This window comes from Nocardia sp. NPDC051911, assembly GCF_040681035.1.
Lineage (GTDB): Bacteria > Actinomycetota > Actinomycetes > Mycobacteriales > Mycobacteriaceae > Nocardia > Nocardia sichangensis.
Genome location: NZ_JBFAXY010000011.1, coordinates 12,787 through 28,052, shown reverse-complemented (window position 1 = coordinate 28,052; position 15,266 = coordinate 12,787). Strand labels below are relative to the sequence as shown.

Sequence of the window (15,266 nt, the reverse complement as noted above, 5' to 3'; positions counted from 1 at the left end):
GCCTCGAAACTTTGGCACTATTGCGGATGTGAGTGATGCACCAGCCTTAACGGCGCCGGTGGACCGCACCACACAGTCGTGGTGGCGGTCGGCCGTGTTCTACCAGGTTTATCCGAGATCTTTCGCGGACTCGAGCGGAGACGGGGTCGGCGATCTCGGGGGAGTCCGGGACAAACTGGGCTACCTCGAACTGCTCGGCGTCGACGCGCTGTGGATCTGTCCCGTGATGCGTTCGCCGATGGCCGATGGTGGCTACGACGTTGCCGATCCCCGCGACATCGATCAGCTCTTCGGCGGTCTCGCCGCGATGGACGCGCTGATCGCCGAGGCGCATGCCCGCCGGATCAAGGTCACCATGGACCTGGTGCCCAATCACACCAGCGACCAGCATCCGTGGTTCCGCGCGGCGCTGGCGGCGGCTCCCGGCAGCCCGGAGCGCGATCGATACATCTTCCGCGACGGCCGCGGCCCCGGCGGCGCCGAGCCGCCGAACAACTGGCCGAGCATCTTCGGCGGCCCCGCTTGGACCAGGATCACCGAACCCGACGGCACTCCCGGCCAGTGGTACCTGCACATCTTCGCCCGTGAGCAGCCCGACCTGAATTGGGCCGACCCCGAGGTCGCCGCCGATTTCGAGCAGACGCTGCGGTTCTGGCTCGACCGCGGGGTGGACGGATTCCGGATCGACGTCGCACACGGCATGGCCAAACCCGACGGTCTGCCCGACATGCCCGAGCTGTCCGTCTCGGCCCTGCTCGCGCACGACGACAGCGACCCGCGGTTCAACAATCCCGCCGTGCACGACATCCACCGCCGGATCCGCAAGGTGGTCGACGAGTACCCGGACGCGGTCACCATCGGTGAAGTGTGGGTGAACGACAACACCCGCTTCGGCGAGTACGTGCGAGCCGACGAACTGCACCTGGCGTTCAACTTCCGCCTCGCGGAATCGGCGTTCGACGCCGAAGCGGTGCGTGACGCGATCGACAACTCGCTGTCGGCCGTCGCACCGGTCTTCGCCGTGCCCACCTGGACGTTGTCCAACCACGACATCGAGCGCGAGGTCACCCGCTACGGCGGCGGTGTGCTCGGCGTCGCGCGGGCGCGGGCGATGATCCTGCTGGAACTGGCGCTGCCGGGCGCGGTGTTCATCTACAACGGCGCCGAGCTGGGGCTGCCCAACGTCGACGACCTGCCGGACGACGTCTTGCAGGATCCGGTGTGGGAGCGCTCCGGCCACACCCAGCGCGGCCGCGACGGCTGCCGAGTGCCGCTGCCCTGGGAGGGCGCCGCGCCGCCGTACGGGTTCACCACCGGGACACCGTGGCTGCCGATTCCGGGCGACTGGGCGTCGCTGACCGTCGAAGCGCAACTCGAGGAGTTGGGGTCGACTTTGTCGCTGTATCGCCTGGCACTCGAACTGCGCGCGCTGCGGCCGGAGTTCGCCGGGGATCGGATCGAGTGGTACGGCAGCCCGGCGGGTTGTCTCGCCTTCCGCAGGCCGGGGGGACTGGTCTGCGTGCTCAACGCCTCGGACGCGCCCATTCAGCTACCGCCGGGAGACGTGCTGCTGGCCAGCGCACCGACCGACGGAGGTCAGCTGGCGCCGAACGCGACCGCCTGGTTGGTCTGAGGCGCGTCGGAAAGTCCCAGCTCGGAGCCGATGCAATCGACACGGAGGGCGATCCGGCTCGACCGGACGGAGAACTACTACAGAGGATCGTCTACCTTTGATCCGTGAGCATTCTCGAGACAGTGCTGATCTTCGCCGGCATACCGCTGGTGATCTACGGCATCATCGCCGGATTGTCGTTCCTCGGTAAGCCGCTGCCTGGCGAGAAGCCGGTCCACTTCGCCCTCGGCCAGAAGTGGACCGCGTCGCCGGTGCTGTGGAGTGCCACCGAAGAGGTGATCGGCTCGGGTCACCATTTCGCGGAAACGCCGCATGAGCAGCATGCGGCCATCGAGTCCACCGCGGTGGAGCTGATCGGAGGACGGGCAAGTGGCAGGTTCTAAGTGGCCCGCGGTGGTCGAAGCCGATTTGCCGCACGGATACGCGATCACCAGCAGCGGACGCGTCTCCGGCGTGCACGAGGCAGGCGATGTGTTCAAGGAGGCGCCGTTCAACGACGTGGAGCGGCTCACCATGGACAACGTGCTCACCGAGGCGACCCGCGCGACGAAGGTGCGCTTCAACGTCTACATCGGCGATCTGGGCGAGGACCCGGCCGCGTCCGCGGACGCGATCTTCCCTGGCACGCCCGAGGCGGCGCACTCGGTGCTCATCGCCGTCTCGCCCAACGAGAAGGCGATCGAGGTGCGCTCGGGCCGGGCGGTCGCCGACCGTGCGAACGATCGCGTCTGCCAGCTCGGCGTCACCGCCGCGCTGAGCTCGTTCCGGCAGGGCCAGTTGATCGACGGCGTGGTCTCGGCCGTCCGCGTGATGGCCGCCGCCATCGGCAGGTAGCTGTTTCACCTGCAGCGACTGCGGCGCTGGTGTTCGCGGCCCTCTTGTGGCTCCGAACGGTAAATGCGCGGTCTCGCTTCGCTCGTAAGACGTGGTGTGGCCGCTGCGGTTGCGCACCGCGATAGCTGCCGTAAGTCCGGCGCGTCCACCCGACCAGGGTGGACGCGCCGGTTTCGTCTACGGCTGTGCGTCGAAGGCGCGGGCCCGCAGCGAGCGTTCGATCCCCGCCTTGCCCTCGCTGACCAGCCGGCGCAGCGCCGGGGGATGATCGCCGGCCAGGAACTTGTCGGCGACGGCCACCGCGTCCTCGCTGATCGCCCAGTGCGGGTAGAGGCCGACCACCACGGTCTGGGCGACCTCGCTGGAACGACGCTCCCAGACGCCGGGCACCTCGGCGAAATACCGCTCCACGTAGGAGGCGAGCAGCTCACCCTGCCCGGCGGGCGCGAAGCCACCGACGATCGAGCGGGCGGTGATGTTGGGTACCGAATCGTCGCCCATCACCGTCGCCCACGCCTGCTCCTTCACCTCGGCGATCGGACGCGCCGTCGCTGCGGCGGCCGCCTGCCGCTTGCCGGCGGCCGTGGGGTCGTTGGCCAGCTCCTCATCGATGACCGGAGTGTGCAGCCCCTCGGCGTCGATCTCGCCCGCCGCCGCGAGCGCCGACACGATCCGCCAGCGCAGGTCGGTATCGACCACCAAGCCGGGCAATCCGACCTTCGCCGGGTCGCCGTCGCGCAGCTCGCTCAGCACCTCGGTGTGCCAGGCCGACAACTTCGCGCCGGTCAGCGCGTTGACGAAGGCCAGCTGGTGGTCGGAGCCGGGTTCGGCTTCGCGCGCCAGCTCCAGCAGCCTGTTCGCGTATTCCGGCCAGCCGGTGGTCGCGGCCCATTCCGGCTCGGCGTAGCTGCCCAGCGCGGTGTTGGCCTGCATCAACAGCCGTTGCACCACACCGATCTCGCTCTCGGCGCCGACTCCACGCTCGACCAGCGCGACGAAATCACGGGCGCGGAACTCGGCCTGGCGCGTCATCTCCCAGGCCGCCGACCAGGCGAGCGTGCGCGGCAGCGGCTCCGCGATGTCGGCGATGCGGTTGACCAGCACGTCGAGCGAACCGGCGTCGAGGCGGATCGAGCAGTAGGTGAGGTCGTCGTCGTTGACCAGCACGAACTGGCCGCGCGGCACGCCGGCCAGCTCGGGTACCTCGGTGCGTTCGGCGGCGTCGAGGTCGAGCTCGACGCGCTTGGTGCGCACCAGTTTTCCGTCCTGGTCGTCGTAGACGCCGACCGCGAGACGGTGCACGCGCCGCTCGCCCGCGCCCGGCTGTGCCCCCTCCTGCACGACCGCGAACGAGGTGAACCTGCCCTCGGCGTCCACCTCGAAGTCGGGGCGCAGGATGTTCAATCCGGTGGTCTTGAGCCACTGCGCACCCCAGGTGGACAGGTCGCGGCCGGACGACTTCTCCAGCGCCGACAGCAGATCGTCGAAGGTGGCGTTGCCGTAGGCGTGGTCGGCGAAGTACGCGCGCAGGCCCGCCAGAAACGGCTCCAGCCCGACATACGCGACGAGCTGCTTGAGGACGCTGGCGCCCTTGGCGTAGGTGATGCCGTCGAAGTTGACCTCGACCGCGGCGAGATCGGGGATGTCCGCGGCGATCGGATGGGTGGAGGGCAGCTGGTCCTGCCGGTAGGCCCAGGACTTCTCCACGTTCGCGAAGGTGGTCCAGGCGTTGGTGTACTCGGTGGCCTCGGACTGGCACAGCACCGACGCGAACGTGGCGAACGACTCGTTCAACCACAGGTCGTCCCACCATTTCATGGTGACCAGGTCGCCGAACCACATGTGCGCCATCTCGTGCAGCACGGTCTCGGCGCGGCGCTCGTAGGACGCCCGGGTGACCTTGGACCGGAAGACGTAGTCCTCCAGGAAGGTCACCGCGCCCGCGTTCTCCATCGCGCCCGCGTTGAATTCGGGGACGAACAACTGGTCGTACTTGCCGAACGCGTACGGCACGCCGAAGTTGCGGTGGTAGAAGCCGAAACCCTGCTTGGTTTCGGTGAACAGTCGCTCGGCGTCCATGTGCTCGGCGAGCGAGGCGCGGCAGTAGATGCCGAGGGGGATATCGCCGTGGTCGTCGGTGTAGACGTCGGTCCACTGCGCGTACGGGCCCGCGATGAGCGCGACCAGGTAGGTGCTCATCTTCGGGGTGGTGCGGAAGACGTGCTTGCCCGGCTCCGCCACGAGCGTCTGCACCACGGCCGCGTTGGAGACGACCTGCCAGTCCTCCGGTGCGGTGACGGCGAGGTCGAAGGTGGCTTTCAGATCCGGCTGATCGAAGCAGGCGAACATCCGCTTGGCGTCGGCGGTTTCGAACTGCGAGTACAGGTACACGGCGTCGTCGGCGGGGTCGACGAACCGGTGCAGACCCTCGCCGGTGTGCGAGTACTCGCAGTCGGCCTCGACCACCAGCTCGTTGTGCTCGGCCAGGTCGGTCAGCGTGATCCCGGTCGACTCGTCGTAACCGGAGACGTCCAGCGCGGTCCCGTTGAGCACCGCCGAGCGCACGCCGCGCGCCACGATGTCGACGAATGTGCTCGCGCCCGGTGTCGCGCCGAAGGTCACGGTGCTGCGGGAGAAGAAGGTCTGCTCGCCCGGTTTGCCCGCGCCGTCGGTCAGATCCAGCTCGACGCGGTAGTTCTCGACCGACACCGTCGCGGCGCGTTCGATCGCCTGGTCGCGAGTGAGGTTGGGTGCGGACATAAGGCTCCTTCGTGGTCGAAGAACTGGCACGGGCAAAACCCACAATGCCACCTCGGGGTGGCAGGCCGCGCGGGACTTTCCCGATCGACCCTAATGTTCGCGGCACTTACGCACCGGTCCGCTGTGTGCGGCGGACGGCGCGGCGGCGGTGCTCGGGGGCGGCGGTATTGTGCCTGGTACAGCGCAGGTTCACCCCAGGGATTCGGAGGCTCGACGTTGAAGCATGTGCACGCCGGGAAGGTGCGTGACCTGTACGAGGACGGCGACACGCTGGTGCTGGTCGCGTCCGACCGGGTTTCGGTGTACGACGTGGTGCTGCCGACGCCGATCCCGGACAAGGGCGCCCTGCTCACGCAGATGTCCAACTGGTGGTTCGAGTACTTCACCGATGTGCCCAACCATGTGGTCTCGGCCACCGACGTGCCCGCCGAGTTCGCCGGTCGCGGCATTCGGGTGAAGCCGCTGAAGATGATGCAGGTGGAATGCATCGCGCGCGGTTACCTGACCGGGTCCGGGCTGGTGGAATACCGGCAGACGGGCTCGGTGTGCGGGATCGCGCTGCCGCCCGGTCTGCGCGAGGGCGACAAGCTGCCGGAGCCGATCTTCACACCGACCACCAAGGCGTCCGAGGGGCACGACGAGGCGATCACCTTCGCGGACGTGGTGAACCAGGAGGGACGCGAGGTCGCCGAGCGGCTGCGCGAACTCACTTTGCACATCTACGCCAGGGGCGCCGCGCACGCCGCCGAACGCGGTGTCATCGTCGCCGACACCAAGGTCGAATTCGGCTGGGACGGCGATGTGCTCACTCTCGGCGACGAAGTGCTCACCTCCGATTCGTCGCGTTTCTGGCCCGCCGACGAGTGGGAGCCGGGCCGCGCGCAGCGCTCGTTCGACAAGCAGTTCGTCCGCGACTGGTCCACCTCCACGGGCTGGAACAAGGAGGCGCCCGGCCCGGAGATCCCGGCCGATGTCGTCGCGGCGACCCGCCAGAAGTACGTGGAGGCCTACGAACTCATCACCGGCCGGACCTGGGCGGGCGTGCCGCGATAGCGGTCAGTCCGCGAGCAGCTCGGTCAGCCGGTCCAGGCAGGGCCGCTGCCCCGCGACGAGCTTGTCTCGCGCGGTGGACGTATCGAACCACTCCGCGCGGTCGACCTCGGGGAACTCCGCGAGGCGGCCGGAGCGCGGCGGCCATTCGAGCTGGAAGGTTCCCGGTACTACGGCGGCGGGATCGAGGTCGCCTTCGACGGCCCAGACGGTGAGCACCTTCTTGCCGCTGCTGTAACGTACCTCGCCCAACGGCAGCCACGTGCCGTCCGGGACCGGCAGCCCGAGTTCCTCGGCGAACTCCCGGTTCGCCGCGACCTCGGCGGCCTCCGTCTCCGGCTCGTACTCGCCCTTCGGAATCGACCACGCGCCCAGGTCTTTTCGCGCCCAGAACGGCCCGCCCATGTGTCCGAGCAATACTTCGACGGCGCCGTCGGGGTTCCGGCGGAAGAGAAGGACTCCCGCACTGTGTTTGCCTGCCACACCGGGTAGTCTGCCCGGTCGCGATCGGCCGAGTGTCCCGCATGCTGGTGCCCGGCGCGCCGCACAGCAGCTCCCACCACAGCCATTCGGACATCCACTCAGCCCGTGAGGTCCGCACGCGCTTCGTGGCGCAGCTGTGCCGCACGGATGGTCAGATAGTCGCGCTCGGGGACGCTCGTCGTGCGGGCGGCGGCCTTGGTGTAGCAGGCGATGGCCGCGTCGATCGCACCGGCCATCTCGTGCAGATGGCCGCGCACGGCGTCGAGCCGGTGGGTACCCGACAGGTGTTCGTCGAGGGTCTCGGCCAGCGCGAGACCGGCTTCGGGCCCCGCCACCATCGCCGTCGCCACCGCCCGGTTCAGCGTCACCATCGGATTGTCCGAGAGCCGTTCGAGCCGGTCGTACAGCGCGAGGATCTTGGTCCACTCGGTGTCCTCGGCACGCGGAGCCTGCGCGTGCAGGACCGCGATGGCCGCCTGGATCTGATAGGGCCCGCGCAAGCCGCCGGAGAGCGTGCCGGTGACCAAGGTCGTCCCTTCGGTGATCAGCGCCCGATCCCACAGCGCGCGATCCTGTTCGGCCAGCGGGACGAGTTCGCCGTGCGCGCCGGTGCGTGCGGCCCGGCGGGCGTCGGTGAGCAGCATCAACGCGAGCAACCCGGTGACCTCGTTGTCGCCGGGCAGCAGCCGGTGCACCGCCCTGGTGAGCCGGATCGCCTCATCGGACAGGTCCGTTCGCTGCAACGTGTGCCCTGAACTGCTGGTATGACCTTCGTTGAAGATGAGGTACAACACGTGCAGTACCGCGCCCAGCCGCTCGCGCCACCGCTGATCCCCCGGCTGCGCGAAGGGCCGCTCGACGGTGGCCAGCTTCTTCTTCGCTCGTGTGATCCGTTGCGCCATGGTCGCTTCCGGTAACAGGAAGGCGCGGGCGATCTGTTCGGTGCCGAGTCCGCCCACCGCGCGCAGCGTCAGCGCGATGGCGGCGGCGGGCGTCAGCGCCGGGTGGCAGCACAGGAACAGCATGGTCAGCGTGTCGTCGTGGTCCACAGGGACGGCGTCGGGCACCTCACGGTCGAAAGCCGTGGTCTCCCTGCGCCGCCGGGCCACCTCCGCGCGCACGGCGTCGGCCATGCGGCGCTGCGCGACCTGGATCAGCCAAGCCCGCGGATTGTCCGGCAGGCCCTCCATCGGCCACTGGGTCGCGGCCGCGAGCAGCGCTTCCTGCAGCGCGTCCTCTGCGGTGTCGAAATCACCGAAGCGGCGGACGAGCGTTCCGAGGACCTGCGGCGCCAGTGCGCGCAGCAGGTCCTCGGTGCTCGCCGGGAGCGGTGTGTCGTCGGGCACCGCACTCCGGTCGCTCATTGCTCGGTGGCGGGGGCGCCCATCACCGCGCGAACTTCGATGTACTCGCCGATCGGTTTGCCGCCGGGGCCGGGGGCGGCGGAGGCCTGCGCCGCGATCTCGTAGGCCCGCTCGGGGCTGTCCACGTCGACGATCCAGTACCCCGCCAAGAACTCTTTGGTCTCCGGGAAAGGCCCGTCCGTGACCACCGGCGCCGACCGGCCGTCCGAACTGACGATCCGCGCCTCCTCCGGCCCGGCCAATCCCTGCGCGTCCACCAACTCGCCCGCCTCGGCCAGTTGCGCACCCAGCGCGCGCTGGAAGTCTATGTGCGCCTGGATCTCTTCCGGGGACCATTCGTTGATCGGTGTGTCGCAGTACTTGGTGGGTGCGTAGGTCTTCAGCAGCATGTATTTCATGGTCGATTTCCTCTCCGGCGTTCGGTCGCTGGGAGCGCTCCGGTGGCGCCCGCGAGGAGGTCGGAGCACGTCGCGTGCGTTCGACACATCTCTGCAGTGATCCACATCACATCTCGGCCGAGGTGTCGGCCAGCCGATCCGGATCGACCGGTTCGCCCGCCAGGATCAGTTCCTTGATCCGGTCGGTCACGTCCCAGACGTTCACGTTCATCCCGGCGAGCACGCGGTTGTTCCCGTCCAGCCAGAACGCCACGAACTCGCGTGCCGCCGTGTCGCCGCGCACGACGACCCTGGCGTGTTCGCCCGGCGCGGCGTACCCGGTGTACTCCATGCCCAGGTCGTACTGGTCGGTGAAGAAATAGGGCAGCCGGTCGTAGGAAGCCTGCTTGCCGAGCATGGTCGCGGCGGCGACCGCGGGTTGGTTGAGCGCGTTGGCCCAGTGCTCCACCCGGACCCGCCTGCCGAGCACAGGGTGCTGCTGGGCGGCGATGTCACCGACCGCGACGATGTCCGGATCGCTGGTGGCCAGGCGTTCGTCGACCAGCACGCCGTCGTCCACGGCGAGACCGGCGTCGGCGGCCAGCTCCACGTTCGGGCGCGCGCCGACGGCGACCAGCACCGCGTCGGCTTCGATCGTGCTGCCGTCGGCGAGCCGGACGCCGTTGGCGACCGCGGTCGCGATCGCGTCCTCGGTGGTGATCGCCTCGACCTGCGCGCCGAACCGGAAGTCGACGCCGTTGGCCCGGTGCAGATCGGCGAACACCTCGCCCATCTCCGGTCCGAGCACCGCGAGCAGCGGCAGGTCGGCGCGTTCGACGATGGTCACCTCGACGCCCGCCGCCCTGGCCGCGGCGGCGACCTCCAGGCCGATCCAGCCGGCGCCGATGATGACGAGCCGCCGCGTCGCGCTGCCGAACAGCTCGATCAACGTGTCGGAGTCCTCGATGGTGCGCAGCGTGTACACGTTGGGCGCGTCGGCGCCGGGAACGGGCAGTGTCCGCGGCGTGGAGCCGGTGGCGAGCGCGAGCTTGTCGTAGGACAGTGTGGAACCGTCGGGCAGGGTGACCGTCTTGGCCCCGGGGTCCAGCCCGGTGACGGTGGTGCCGAGGCGGATGTCGATGTGGTGGTCGCGATACCACTGCGCGGGATCGACGATGAATTCCGGCAGCGCCTTCTTCCTGAGCAGATGCTCCTTCGACAGCGGCGGCCGGTCGTAGGGCAGGTGCTCCTCGGCGCCGATCAGTGTCACGCTTCCCTCGAAGTCCTTCTCGCGCAGAGCTTCTGCTGTCTTGGCCGCGCCCAGTCCGCCGCCGACTATGACGAAATGCTGGTCAGAACTCATCGCGGACTCCTTCTCCGAAGGGAACCAAGCACCTGCCGGTCAACCCTACTGGCAGCCGTGCGCGCCGCTCGGGAAAACGGATGCCGCGAGTGGGAACGAATCGCGCGCCGACGTGGTTGCTCGGTAGGGCGGCGCAGTGTGCGGCCGCCCGTCCGCTTGCGATCGAGAGGAAGCCGCCCGTGACCGACGAAGCCACCAAGGACGTCGCCGATTTCTGGTTCGACCCGCTGTGCCCGTGGTGTTGGATCACGTCCCGCTGGATCCTCGAGGTCGAGCAGGTGCGCGACATCGAAGCCCAGTTCCACGTGATGAGCCTGTCGGTGCTGAACGAGGGCAGAGATGTGCCGCCGCAGTACAAGGAACTGCTCGACACGGGATGGGGCCCGGTCCGCGTCGCGATCGCCGCGGCGCAGGAGCACGGCGACAAGGTGCTGTCGCCGCTGTACACCGCGATGGGCACGCGCATCCACAACCGGCGGGCCGAGTACGAACGCGAGAGCCGCAAGGAGACCCTCGCCGCGGTGATCGCCGACGCGCTGGCGGAGGTCGGTCTGCCCGCCGAGCTGGCCGCGGCCGCCGAGAGCACCGACTACGACGAGGCGCTGCGTGAGAGCCACCACGCGGGCATGGACAAGGTGGGACCGGACGTCGGCACCCCGACCATCCACATCAACGGGACCGCGTTCTTCGGTCCGGTGCTGTCCCGTATTCCCCGCGGCGAGGAAGCGGGCAAGGTCTGGGACGGCGCGGTGGCACTGGCGTCCTACCCGCACTTCTTCGAGCTGAAGCGCACGCGGACCGAAGATCCGTCGTTCGACTGAGCACCCGCGCCCGGGTGCCGTCGCGCGGCACCCGGCCCGGTCAGAACGCGGACTTCGGCGGGCTCGCGGGCACCTGGCCGTAGGAACTCGTGTACCCGCCCGCGGGCACACCGGCGCCCGCGGGCGGGGCAGGGCGCAGGAACAGCTTCCCGTGCCTGCTGCGATCGCGCAGCGCCCACATCCGCCAGGTGAGCACGGGGTGGCTGGACAGAGCGTTCACCATCCAGACGAAGAAGCCCTTCTCGACGGCCGCCCGGTCGGCCATCTCGTCGAAGCCGACCAGCCGGTTCATGTACTTGCCCGCGGCCAGGGTGCCCATGGCGGCGGACGCGCCGGTGTGCCGATTGCAGAAGCCGTGGTTGTCGGCGGTGTACTCCTGCGCGCGGATCAAGCTGCTGCCGACGACCGGCAGGAACGGCACCAGGAACATGCCCAGCTGCCGCCAGTACGACGTGTGCCCCGCCGCGATGTGACCGACCTCGTGGCCGATGATGAACGCCAGCGCGTCGGGTTCGCGTGCGGCGCCGCCGATCTCGAACAGATCGCTGTAGACCACTACGTAGCGCCGGAACCCGTGCCCGCTGGCGAACGCGTTGATCTGGCCGTTGCCGAGCACCACGTAGGCGTCCGGCACCTTCGACATGCCGAAGCGAGCGGCGGCGTCCACCACCATCTGATAGCCCTCGGGGAACTGGGTCGGCGACATCTTCACGCCGTTCACCCGCTGGCCCGCGTAGTTGATGCCGCGACCGAACCACAGCAGCAGCGGGGCGGCCGCGAACGCGAGGACGTACTGGTCGAAGTTCCCGGTGGCGAGCAGCACCAGCGCGATCAGATACGCGAACACGGTGAACACCACCACGACGACGAGCATCGGTATCTCCCAGCTGTGCCGTGCGGGCATGCCGAACGGCGACAGACCGCGGGGCTGCCGCTGCGGCGGAGCTCCGGGGGGCACCGGGGCGCCGGGGTAGGAGCCATAGGGCGCCGGATACGCAGCCGGGGGCGCGGACGGATAGGAGCCCGAGGTGTACTGCTGGCCGTACGACGCGGCAGGCGTGCTCCGATCCGAGACCCACCCGCCCTGCTGGGCGTACGGGTCGGCCTGTCGGCCCGCCTGGTCGGACGGCTGGGGTTCGAACGGCTGCATGGAATGAACTCTATTCAGTTGCCGGGAACGGGGTCGGCGCGTCGGCCGTGTCATCGGGCACTGTGGCCGCGAACACAACTGGCGCATCAGTCGATTCGCGCGGGCCCGCCGCGGTGTTAATCGCGGGGCAAGCCCTCTCGCCGCCGCGCGGCGGCCACCTGACACAATGCCTGCCATGCGCGTTTACCTGGGTGCCGACCATGCCGGTTTCGAACTGAAGAATCACGTCAAGGCCCATCTGGAGCAGGCGGGCCACGAGGTCGTCGACTGCGGCGCGCTCGAGTACGACGCGCTGGACGACTACCCCGCCTTCTGCATCGAGGCGGCCCGCCGGACCGTCGCCGACCCCGGCAGCCTCGGCCTGGTGTTCGGCGGCAGTGGCAACGGCGAACAGATCGCCGCGAACAAGGTGCCCGGCGCCCGGTGCGCGCTGGCCTGGAGCGTGGAGACCGCGAAGCTGGCACGCGAGCACAACAACGCGCAGCTGATCGGCATCGGCGGCCGCATGCACTCGACCGAGGAGGCGCTGGCCATCGTGGACGCGTTCGTCTCCACCCCCTGGTCGGGCGAGGAGCGCCACCAGCGGCGCATCGACATCCTGGCCGAGTACGAGAAGACCGGAATCGCCCCGGCGGTTCCCGCGTACTGAGCGCACGGAGCTCGTAACCGGCTGTGCCGGAAGGACATACGCTGCACCGCCTCGCGCGGCTGCATCAGCGTCGCCTCGCGGGCGGTGTGGTGCGCGTATCGAGCCCGCAAGGCAAGTTCGCCGCGGGCGCTGCCCGCGTGGACGGGCAGGTGCTGACGAAATCCGAGGCGTGGGGCAAACACCTCCTGCACCACTACGACTCGGGCCTGGTGGTGCACGTGCATCTCGGACTGTACGGCACGTTCACCGAATCCGCGTTGCCGATGGGGGAGCCGGTCGGGCAGGTCCGGATGCGCTTGTCCGGGGAACCGGACGGGCAGCCGGGCTTCGGCACCGACCTGCGCGGGCCTGCCGCGTGCGAGATCCTGCTGCCGCCGGAGGTGACGGCGCTCACCGATCGGCTCGGTCCTGATCCGCTGCGGCGCGGCGCCGATCCGGACCGGGCGTGGCAGCGCATCCATCGTTCCCGCAGGCCGATCGGCGCGCTGCTGATGGACCAGCAGGTGGTCGCAGGGGTCGGCAACGTCTATCGCGCGGAATTGCTGTTCCGCCATGGGATCTCCCCGCATCGTCCGGGTACGGAGCTGTCCGCGGGCGAATGGGCGGACATGTGGTCCGATCTGGTCGCGCTCATGCGGGTAGGGGTGCGCGTCGGGAAGATGGTCGTGGTGCGGCCCGAACACGATCACGGCGAGCCCTCGTATGCCCCGGATCGCCCGCGCACCTATGTCTACCGCCGCCAAGGCGCCCCGTGCCGTCTGTGCGAGACGCCGATCGCCCATCAGGTGATGCAGGCGCGGAATCTCTTCTGGTGCCCCACCTGTCAACCCGGCTGACCCGGATCGGCCGGGTCAGCCGGCGACGGCGGTGTCGATGTCCGGCTCGTCCGCGAGGGCGAAGCGGCGCCCACCGGCCGTCTTCGCGGAGTACATCGCGCGATCGGCGCGGCGCAGCAGATCGGTGAAATCGAGCGGGCTGCCCGGCGGGTTGTAGGCGGTGCCCACGCTGGCCGACACCGGAACGGGCCCGGCCGACGACCAGACCGGGTCACGCAGCGCGGCCACGATCCGATGCGCGAGGTCACCGAGGTTGTTGTGGTGGGGGTTGGTCGCGAGCACGAACTCGTCACCGCCGTACCGGCAGATCACCGTGTCCGGCGGGCACACTTCGCGCAGTCTGCCGGCCAGTTCGACCAGCACTTCGTCACCGATCGCATGCCCGTACCCGTCGTTGATCTGCTTGAACCGGTCCAGGTCGATCAGCAGCAACCCGACGCCGCGCGTCGGGTCGGTGGCCATCAGGCGCACCTTGTCCTGCAGCAGCGTCCGGTTGGCCAGATCGGTCAGCGCGTCGTGGGTGGCCTCGTGGCGCAACCGGTGCTGCAGCGCGGCGATCTCCTGCACGCGCAGCGACACCTTGGCCGACAGGTTCTGTTCCTGTTGCGCGAGAGCGCGCTCCTGAAGCGCCTGGGCGTAACTGTCGATGGCCTGACTGGCGATGAACGGCCAGCGTGTGGCCACCAGGGAGCCGGGCGTGCCGGATGGGAAGCCGAGCAGCCAGCGCGTGGCCTGCGCCAGCATCCGGATCCGGTCGAACGGCGCATCGGCGAGCCGGGCCCCGAGCATGCGTGCTTCCGGAACCGGGAACGGCTCGCATCGCGCGAGTGTGAGCAGGCGCTCGACGATCTCGATCAGCACCGGTTCCAACTGCTGGGGCGCCGCGCCCGAACCGGGCTCGGCGCAGACCGCACGGGCCCATGCTCGGGCCATAGCGGCTACCGGGGGCTCGATGTCGGTCGACATCGGACTCACCCGGTGTGGGCGACGTCGGTACCCAGGTGCCCTGTAGTCACACAGGCGCCGGCGTCACCCTGATCGTTCCCACTGCTACGCGGTTGCGTCCACCTGGTTCGGCGCACGTTCACCGCCCCCTTTCCAGATACCCCCGTCCGGCAAAAAGGATCCTAGCAAGCCACTCGGCATCGAAAAGCGGAGATTTGCAACGTGTTCTCGACGCCTGGCGAATGGCGATCGGGTATGTGATCGTTCCCGTCGCGTTGGTGTTACACCGGATTCCCGTTCGCTGCAAAATCGCGGCGCGACGCGCTGGCGACACGCTGTACGAGGTGTGCGGAGAGTGGTGCGTGAGCCACGGGGGCGGTCCGGACCGTCCACGCGCCGCTTGCTTCACGAGAATCTGTTCTCGCACGCGACGTCCTCGTCTTCCCTGTCGAGTTGCGAATGGTTGTTCCTGGCGTGCTCGAGGTGGGCGCCTGCTCGCGGTCCCCGGGCCGAACCGGCTCGGGTACCGCTCGCCGCCCAGTGGCGCGATGTCGGTGTCATCCCGCTCTCCCGGCCACTGGGTTGCCGTGCGATCGGCCGAGGGTTCGCCGGAAAGACTTCTCGGCGCAGAGCGCCCGGAACCCTGCTCGGTGTCGTGGCCGTGGCTGCGCGACACGCCGCGCGCGGCGGTTGTGACAGCGAGTCGTGCGGTCCTCATCGGAATTCCCTCGAGCGAAGTTCCTGGCGTGACATCTGTGTCATCTGAGTTTCGCCCACCGGAATCCGACACGCCAGAGTTTCAATGAAAAATCACCTTTAAAAATTTCCGGCGCGCGCTACCGCGTGCCCGCGCGCCCGCCGTGCGACACTGGACGCGGCAACCCTGGAGCGCTCCGGCGGGCAACCTGCGAGATCGCGCTGCGCGGGGGGCTGATTGGCGTTTCGGAAGCCTGGTTCGGTACAGTCGGATCGCACACGACATCGTGGCGATCCCATCGGTG

At 69.0% G+C, this 15,266-nt stretch carries 14 protein-coding genes; 7 read left to right on the top strand and 7 right to left on the bottom strand.

Annotation, left to right across the window (positions count from 1 at the left end; genetic code table 11):
- The first annotated feature begins 58 nt into the window (after positions 1-58).
- The 3 genes from AB0L97_RS15645 to AB0L97_RS15635 all read left to right on the top strand — a co-directional run bounded on the left by AB0L97_RS15645 (position 59) and on the right by AB0L97_RS15635 (position 2,467).
- On the top strand, positions 59-1,633 hold the full coding sequence (locus AB0L97_RS15645; RefSeq protein WP_364429695.1) for an alpha-amylase family glycosyl hydrolase: 1,575 nt from the start codon (positions 59-61) through the stop codon (positions 1,631-1,633).
- A 104-nt stretch (positions 1,634-1,737) separates the two neighbouring features.
- Positions 1,738-2,016, top strand: a complete 279-nt coding sequence (locus tag AB0L97_RS15640; protein WP_355075930.1) for a hypothetical protein — start codon at positions 1,738-1,740, stop codon at positions 2,014-2,016.
- On the top strand, positions 2,003-2,467 hold the full coding sequence (locus AB0L97_RS15635) for a DUF5130 domain-containing protein (RefSeq protein WP_355075932.1): 465 nt from the start codon (positions 2,003-2,005) through the stop codon (positions 2,465-2,467). The genes AB0L97_RS15640 and AB0L97_RS15635 overlap by 14 nt, the downstream gene beginning before the upstream one ends.
- Before the next feature lie 177 nt (positions 2,468-2,644).
- On the opposite strand, the gene pepN is transcribed toward AB0L97_RS15635, so the two are convergent.
- The gene (gene pepN / locus AB0L97_RS15630) at positions 2,645-5,227 is read right to left on the bottom strand and encodes an aminopeptidase N (RefSeq protein WP_364429690.1); all 2,583 of its coding nucleotides are present in this window, start codon (positions 5,225-5,227) and stop codon (positions 2,645-2,647) included.
- Between the two features lie 216 nt (positions 5,228-5,443).
- Between pepN and AB0L97_RS15625 the strand changes: the two genes are divergently transcribed.
- Entirely contained in the window at positions 5,444-6,280 is an 837-nt protein-coding gene (locus AB0L97_RS15625) for a phosphoribosylaminoimidazolesuccinocarboxamide synthase (RefSeq protein WP_364429687.1), read from the top strand.
- Positions 6,281-6,283: 3 nt separating this feature from the next.
- On the opposite strand, the gene AB0L97_RS15620 is transcribed toward AB0L97_RS15625, so the two are convergent.
- From AB0L97_RS15620 to AB0L97_RS15605, 4 genes are all read right to left on the bottom strand, one after another.
- Complete coding sequence (locus AB0L97_RS15620) at positions 6,284-6,760, bottom strand: NUDIX domain-containing protein (RefSeq protein ID WP_364429684.1); 477 nt, start codon at positions 6,758-6,760, stop codon at positions 6,284-6,286.
- A 98-nt stretch (positions 6,761-6,858) separates the two neighbouring features.
- Positions 6,859-8,124 carry a DUF6596 domain-containing protein gene (locus AB0L97_RS15615; protein WP_364429681.1) on the bottom strand — a complete coding sequence of 422 codons (1,266 nt, stop codon included), beginning with the start codon at positions 8,122-8,124 and terminating at the stop codon, positions 6,859-6,861.
- Positions 8,121-8,522 (bottom strand): YciI family protein, encoded by a 402-nt coding sequence (locus AB0L97_RS15610; RefSeq protein ID WP_355075942.1) that lies wholly within the window; start codon positions 8,520-8,522, stop codon positions 8,121-8,123. Before AB0L97_RS15610 ends, AB0L97_RS15615 begins: the two co-directional genes overlap by 4 nt.
- Before the next feature lie 106 nt (positions 8,523-8,628).
- Complete coding sequence (locus AB0L97_RS15605; RefSeq protein WP_364429677.1) at positions 8,629-9,864, bottom strand: FAD-dependent oxidoreductase; 1,236 nt, start codon at positions 9,862-9,864, stop codon at positions 8,629-8,631.
- A 179-nt stretch (positions 9,865-10,043) separates the two neighbouring features.
- On the opposite strand from AB0L97_RS15605, the gene AB0L97_RS15600 reads away from it, so the two are divergent.
- A complete protein-coding gene (locus AB0L97_RS15600; RefSeq protein WP_364429674.1) occupies positions 10,044-10,685 on the top strand; it encodes a disulfide bond formation protein DsbA in 642 nt (213 codons plus the stop codon).
- Between the two features lie 40 nt (positions 10,686-10,725).
- Here AB0L97_RS15600 and AB0L97_RS15595 read toward each other — a convergent pair whose 3' ends face one another.
- On the bottom strand, positions 10,726-11,589 hold the full coding sequence (locus AB0L97_RS15595; RefSeq protein WP_364430147.1) for a M48 family metallopeptidase: 864 nt from the start codon (positions 11,587-11,589) through the stop codon (positions 10,726-10,728).
- Positions 11,590-12,010: 421 nt separating this feature from the next.
- On the opposite strand from AB0L97_RS15595, the gene AB0L97_RS15590 reads away from it, so the two are divergent.
- Together AB0L97_RS15590 and AB0L97_RS15585 are read left to right on the top strand one after the other, a co-directional pair.
- Complete coding sequence (locus tag AB0L97_RS15590; RefSeq protein WP_355075948.1) at positions 12,011-12,484, top strand: ribose-5-phosphate isomerase; 474 nt, start codon at positions 12,011-12,013, stop codon at positions 12,482-12,484.
- A 23-nt stretch (positions 12,485-12,507) separates the two neighbouring features.
- Entirely contained in the window at positions 12,508-13,320 is an 813-nt protein-coding gene (locus AB0L97_RS15585) for a DNA-formamidopyrimidine glycosylase family protein (protein ID WP_364429671.1), read from the top strand.
- 15 nt (positions 13,321-13,335) lie between these two features.
- Here AB0L97_RS15585 and AB0L97_RS15580 read toward each other — a convergent pair whose 3' ends face one another.
- Positions 13,336-14,286 carry a GGDEF domain-containing protein gene (locus AB0L97_RS15580; protein WP_355075952.1) on the bottom strand — a complete coding sequence of 317 codons (951 nt, stop codon included), beginning with the start codon at positions 14,284-14,286 and terminating at the stop codon, positions 13,336-13,338.
- Positions 14,287-15,266: the final 980 nt, after the last annotated feature.

Bases quoted from the DNA above. Each gene is read 5' to 3' on its own strand.
- pepN (WP_364429690.1), bottom strand. From the start codon at position 5,227: ATGTCCGCACCCAACCTCACTCGCGACCAGGCGATCGAACGCGCCGCG.
- AB0L97_RS15615 (WP_364429681.1), bottom strand. From the start codon at position 8,124: ATGAGCGACCGGAGTGCGGTGCCCGACGACACACCGCTCCCGGCGAGC.
- AB0L97_RS15610 (WP_355075942.1), bottom strand. From the start codon at position 8,522: ATGAAATACATGCTGCTGAAGACCTACGCACCCACCAAGTACTGCGAC.
- AB0L97_RS15605 (WP_364429677.1), bottom strand. From the start codon at position 9,864: ATGAGTTCTGACCAGCATTTCGTCATAGTCGGCGGCGGACTGGGCGCG.
- AB0L97_RS15595 (WP_364430147.1), bottom strand. From the start codon at position 11,589: ATGCCCGCACGGCACAGCTGGGAGATACCGATGCTCGTCGTCGTGGTG.
- AB0L97_RS15590 (WP_355075948.1), top strand. From the start codon at position 12,011: ATGCGCGTTTACCTGGGTGCCGACCATGCCGGTTTCGAACTGAAGAAT.
- AB0L97_RS15580 (WP_355075952.1), bottom strand. From the start codon at position 14,286: ATGTCGACCGACATCGAGCCCCCGGTAGCCGCTATGGCCCGAGCATGG.